Source organism: Megasphaera sp. UBA4382 (genome assembly GCF_002391155.1).
In the GTDB taxonomy this organism is placed as follows: domain Bacteria; phylum Bacillota; class Negativicutes; order Veillonellales; family Megasphaeraceae; genus Megasphaera; species Megasphaera hexanoica.
In genome coordinates, this window is the sequence record NZ_DGRS01000032.1 from 1 (window position 1) to 4,785 (window position 4,785).

Below are 4,785 nucleotides of genomic sequence, written 5' to 3' on the forward strand. Positions count from 1 at the left end.
CTCCAGTTGCTCATATTTGGTATTTTAAAGGTATTCCGAGCCGTATGGGCCTGATTCTCGATATCTCGCCCCGCTCTCTGGAAAAAGTATTGTATTTTGCTTCTTTTATCGTTCTTGACCCCGGTGACACGCCGTTGGTTAAAAAACAATTGCTGACAGAAACGGAATACCGCCAGTATCAGGAAATGTATGGCGATAAATTCCGCGTCGGCATGGGGGCTGCTGCTGTCAAGGAGCTCCTTCAGGAACTGGATCTGGACCAGCTCGATAAGGATTTACGGGAAGAACTGCGTGACTCTTCTGGTCAGCGCCGTGTCCGTGCTATCCGCCGTCTGGAAGTAGTAGAAGCATTCCGCCATTCAGGAAATAAACCGGAATGGATGATCATGGATGTCATCCCGGTCATTCCGCCGGAACTGCGTCCAATGGTACAGCTGGATGGTGGCCGGTTTGCTACATCGGATCTGAATGATCTGTACCGCCGCGTCATCAACCGTAACAACCGTCTGAGCCGCCTGTTGGAACTGGGTGCGCCGGATATCATCGTCCGCAATGAAAAGCGTATGCTCCAGGAAGCCGTCGATGCGCTTATCGACAATGGCCGCCGTGGCCGACCGGTCACCGGCCCGGGCAACCGTCCTCTCAAATCTCTTTCCGACATGCTGAAGGGGAAACAGGGCCGTTTCCGTCAGAACCTCCTCGGTAAACGTGTTGACTATTCCGGCCGTTCCGTTATCGTTGTTGGTCCGGAACTGAAAATGCATCAGTGCGGTCTGCCGAAGGAAATGGCACTGGAACTGTTTAAGCCCTTCGTCATGAAGAAACTCGTTGAAAAGGGTATTGCTACTAATATCAAGAATGCCAAGAAAAAGGTCGAACGTGTCAGCAATGAAGTATGGGATGTCCTGGAAGATGTCATTAAGGAACATCCGGTTCTCCTCAACCGTGCCCCGACACTGCATCGTCTCGGTATCCAGGCTTTCGAACCGATCCTTTGGGAAGGCCGGGCTATCAAACTGCATCCGCTGGTCTGCACGGCATTCAATGCCGACTTCGATGGTGATCAGATGGCATGCCACCTGCCACTTTCGGTGGAAGCCCAGTCGGAAGCCCGTACACTCATGTTGTCGGCACACAATATCCTGGCTCCGAAAGATGGTAAACCTGTTGCCGTTCCGACACAGGATATGGTCCTTGGTGCCTACTATCTGACGCTGGTCAAACCGGCTGCCAAAGGTGAAGGTAAGATTTTCTCCAATTATGATGAAGTCATGCTGGCCTATGATGCCAAGGCAATCGATATCGAAGCGCTTATCAAAGTCCGTATCCCTGGCCATGGCCTGATTGAAACGACGGCTGGCAAGCTGTTATACAATTACCAGATTTATGAACCACTGCGCTTGTTCCATACGGATAAAGTCATGGTTTTCACCAATCCGGAAGATGCCGTATTCGCTTATGAAAATGGTCTCATCGATACGACCCATTTCGTTAAAATCAAGGATAGCGAAGGCCGTATCCTCGACTATGGTTTTTCAGCCCTTAAAGAAAAATTCGGGGTCGATCTCCTGAAGACCCGTCCGCTCCCGGCACGTAAAGTAGATAAAGAAGCAGTAGCGGAATTCAAGAAAGATAAAGAGTACGTCGATGTGAACTGCCTTGGCGTACTCATGAATAAAAAACAGATTGGCAAGCTCGTCGATGCCTGCTTCCATCTTGTCGGCAATACAAAGACGGCGGAACTTCTGGATAATATCAAGGCAATCGGTTATCATTATGCCCGTCAGGCTGGTATGTCCATTGCTATTTCTGATATTCAGATTCCTGCTGAAAAATGGGACATCCTCGATGCCGCCGATAAACAGGTACAGAATGTATCCAAAATGTATCTCCGCGGCCTTATAACGGAAGACGAACGGTATCGTAAGACCTGCTCCATCTGGGAAAAAGCAACGGATGACGTAACGGAAGTCATGATGGATAACATGGATCCGTTCAACTCCATCTTCATGATGGCTGACTCCGGTGCCCGTGGTAATAAACAGCAGATTCGTCAGGTTGCCGGTATGCGTGGCCTGATGGCTGACCCGTCGGGCCGAATCATCGACTTGCCCATCAAGGCAAATTTCCGGGAAGGCCTGTCTGTACTGGATTACTTCACATCGTCCCATGGTGCCCGTAAAGGTCTGGCCGATACGGCATTGCGGACCGCCGACTCGGGATATCTGACCCGTCGTCTCGTCGATGTTTCCCAGGATGTCATTGTCCGTGAAGAAGACTGTGATGTTTTCGGTATCGACCTGATTCGCGAACGGGCCCGTCTGGCCGGCTCTACCCGTCAGGCTGTGGCTCTCATGGCGGATAAGATTATCGGCCGTGTATTGGCTGCTGATATCGTCGATGCCGGTACAGGTGAAGTCATTTTGCCGGAAGGACACGTCCTCACGACAGATGATATGGATGAACTCGTTGCCTATAAGGTACCTAAACTGTCTCTCCATGGCAGCCAGCTTGATATTAATGATGACATGAATCATACTAATGTCATTGAAAACGTCTATCTTGGTGCGCCGGAAGAAAGCATCCGCTCTTCCCTGCGCCAGGCCATGATTGAAAATATGCTTGGCAAATCTGTCGAAGAAACGGTCATCGACTCCAATGGCATGGAAATCTGCCCGGCCGGCACTCCCCTTACGGAAGATGCTATCGACCGCATCCTGAGCAGCGATGTAACAGAAGTCAAAGTACGCAATAATGATATCCGTGGTGTCTACGTTACAGCTATCGTAGAAGGCAATGGCATCATTGAACCGCTGGAAGACCGGATTGAAGGCCGTACGGCAGCGGAAACACTGATTAACAAAGATACGGGCGAGGTTATTGTTCCTCTCAACGAAGAAATCATGGCGGATCAGGCAAAAGAAGTTGCCAAGTATTATGATAAAGTTAAGATCCGCAGCGTCCTTACCTGCCGCAGCCGTTACGGTGTATGCGCTAAATGCTATGGCCGCGATCTTGGTACAGGCGGCAAGGTCAACGTAGGCGAATCGGTTGGTACGATTGCAGCACAGTCTATCGGTGAACCGGGCACACAGCTGACTATGCGTACATTCCATACAGGCGGCGTTGCATCTGCTGGTGATATCACACAAGGTCTGCCCCGTGTCGAAGAATTGTTTGAAGCCCGTAAGCCGAAAGGCAATGCTATCATCACTGAAATCGACGGCACTGTTTCTATTACGGAAAAAGAAGACCACCATGACATCAATATCGTCCATGTTCTTTCCAAAGATGGCGAAGAACGAAGCTACACGATTCCCTTTGGCGCTCACCTGGTAGTTCACGAAGGCGACGTCATCGAAAAGGGCAGCCGCATTACATCCGGTTCCATTAATCCTCACGATATCCTGCGCATCCAGGGTGTAGAAGCAACACAGCGGTACCTCGTATACGAAGTACAGAAGGTTTATAAATCCCAGGGCGTTGGTATCAACGATAAGCACATCGAAGTTATCGTACGCCAGATGCTGCGTAAGATTAAGATAGAAGATGCTGGAGATGCCGATGTATTGCCAGGCGATTATATTGATGTCAATGTCTTTGAAGATATGAACAAACGTATAGAAGCCAATGGCGGCAAACCGGCTATAGGCAAGCCTATGCTGCTCGGCATTACTAAAGCGGCCCTGGCTACCGATTCCTTCTTGTCAGCCGCTTCCTTCCAGGAAACGACCCGCGTCCTTACCGATGCAGCCATCAAGGGCAAGATCGATCCGCTTCTCGGCCTCAAGGAAAACGTCATCATCGGCAAGCTGATTCCTGCCGGTACTGGCATGAGCCGCTACCGCAAAGTGAAAGTCGTTAAGACGGTCCCTACCGTTGAATATGAAGATGAAGATGGCAATCCCATTGACATCCAGCCGGAAGATACGACACCAGAAGCCGGACATTAAGATCGCATAAATGAAACATCACATGAAGAGTGATTAACATCTTCATGTGATGTTTTTTTTACCTCTTATCATGCGGAATTCATATATCAGATAATACAATTATTGAACCACGCGGGACTGTGTAATAATAAATGGCTTATTTTACGAAAAATACATTGACATGGAAATAGGGGAATGATAAAATATCTAAGTGTCGCAATGCGAGTCGTGCGGCCAAATTGTATGTTTTAAGGAGTGATGTTTCGTGAGCTTGGAATCACTCGGTACGGCCAGAAAGACGGTCGGTGCCAAACAGACGCTGAAAGCAATGAAACGAAACGAAGTCACACAGCTGTATATTGCCAATGACTGTGATGAACAGGTAGCAGCACCGCTGCTCACGCTTGCCGTTGAAATGGGAATTGCCACGGATCGCAATTATACTATGGCAGAACTGGGGCTGGCCTGCCGGATCAAGGTTGGGGCTGCAGCTGTCGGACTGCTCAGCTGATTCTGGTAACATCATCCTGAAGCTGACGCTTCATTGATGATTACATTATAAATCTAATTGTTTGGAGAGGAGGTGCCCACATGCCAACAATTAACCAATTGGTTCGTAAAGGTCGTCAGGTCGCTGTCACAAAATCGACAGCACCGGCTTTGAAAAACTGCCCGCAGAAGCGTGGCGTATGCACTCGTGTATACACAGCTACGCCGAAAAAGCCTAACTCGGCTCTGCGTAAAGTTGCCCGTGTCCGCCTGACGAACGCTATCGAAGTAACTGCGTACATTCCTGGCATTGGTCACAATTTACAGGAACATAGTGTTGTTTTAATTAGAGGTGGAAGAGTTA

At 49.3% G+C, this 4,785-nt stretch carries 3 protein-coding genes; all 3 read left to right on the forward strand.

Annotation, left to right across the window (positions count from 1 at the left end; all coding sequences use genetic code 11):
- Nucleotides 1–3,953, forward strand: a 3,953-nt coding sequence (gene rpoC / locus B4H10_RS03780) for a DNA-directed RNA polymerase subunit beta' (RefSeq protein ID WP_292018207.1), incomplete at its 5' end; no start/stop codon positions are given.
- A 244-nt stretch (nucleotides 3,954–4,197) separates the two neighbouring features.
- The gene (locus B4H10_RS03785) at nucleotides 4,198–4,443 is read left to right on the forward strand and encodes a ribosomal L7Ae/L30e/S12e/Gadd45 family protein (RefSeq protein ID WP_075581504.1); all 246 of its coding nucleotides are present in this window, start codon (nucleotides 4,198–4,200) and stop codon (nucleotides 4,441–4,443) included.
- A gap of 80 nt (nucleotides 4,444–4,523) precedes the next feature.
- The coding region (gene rpsL / locus B4H10_RS03790; protein WP_292018208.1) for a 30S ribosomal protein S12 at nucleotides 4,524–4,785 on the forward strand (262 nt) is incomplete at its 3' end.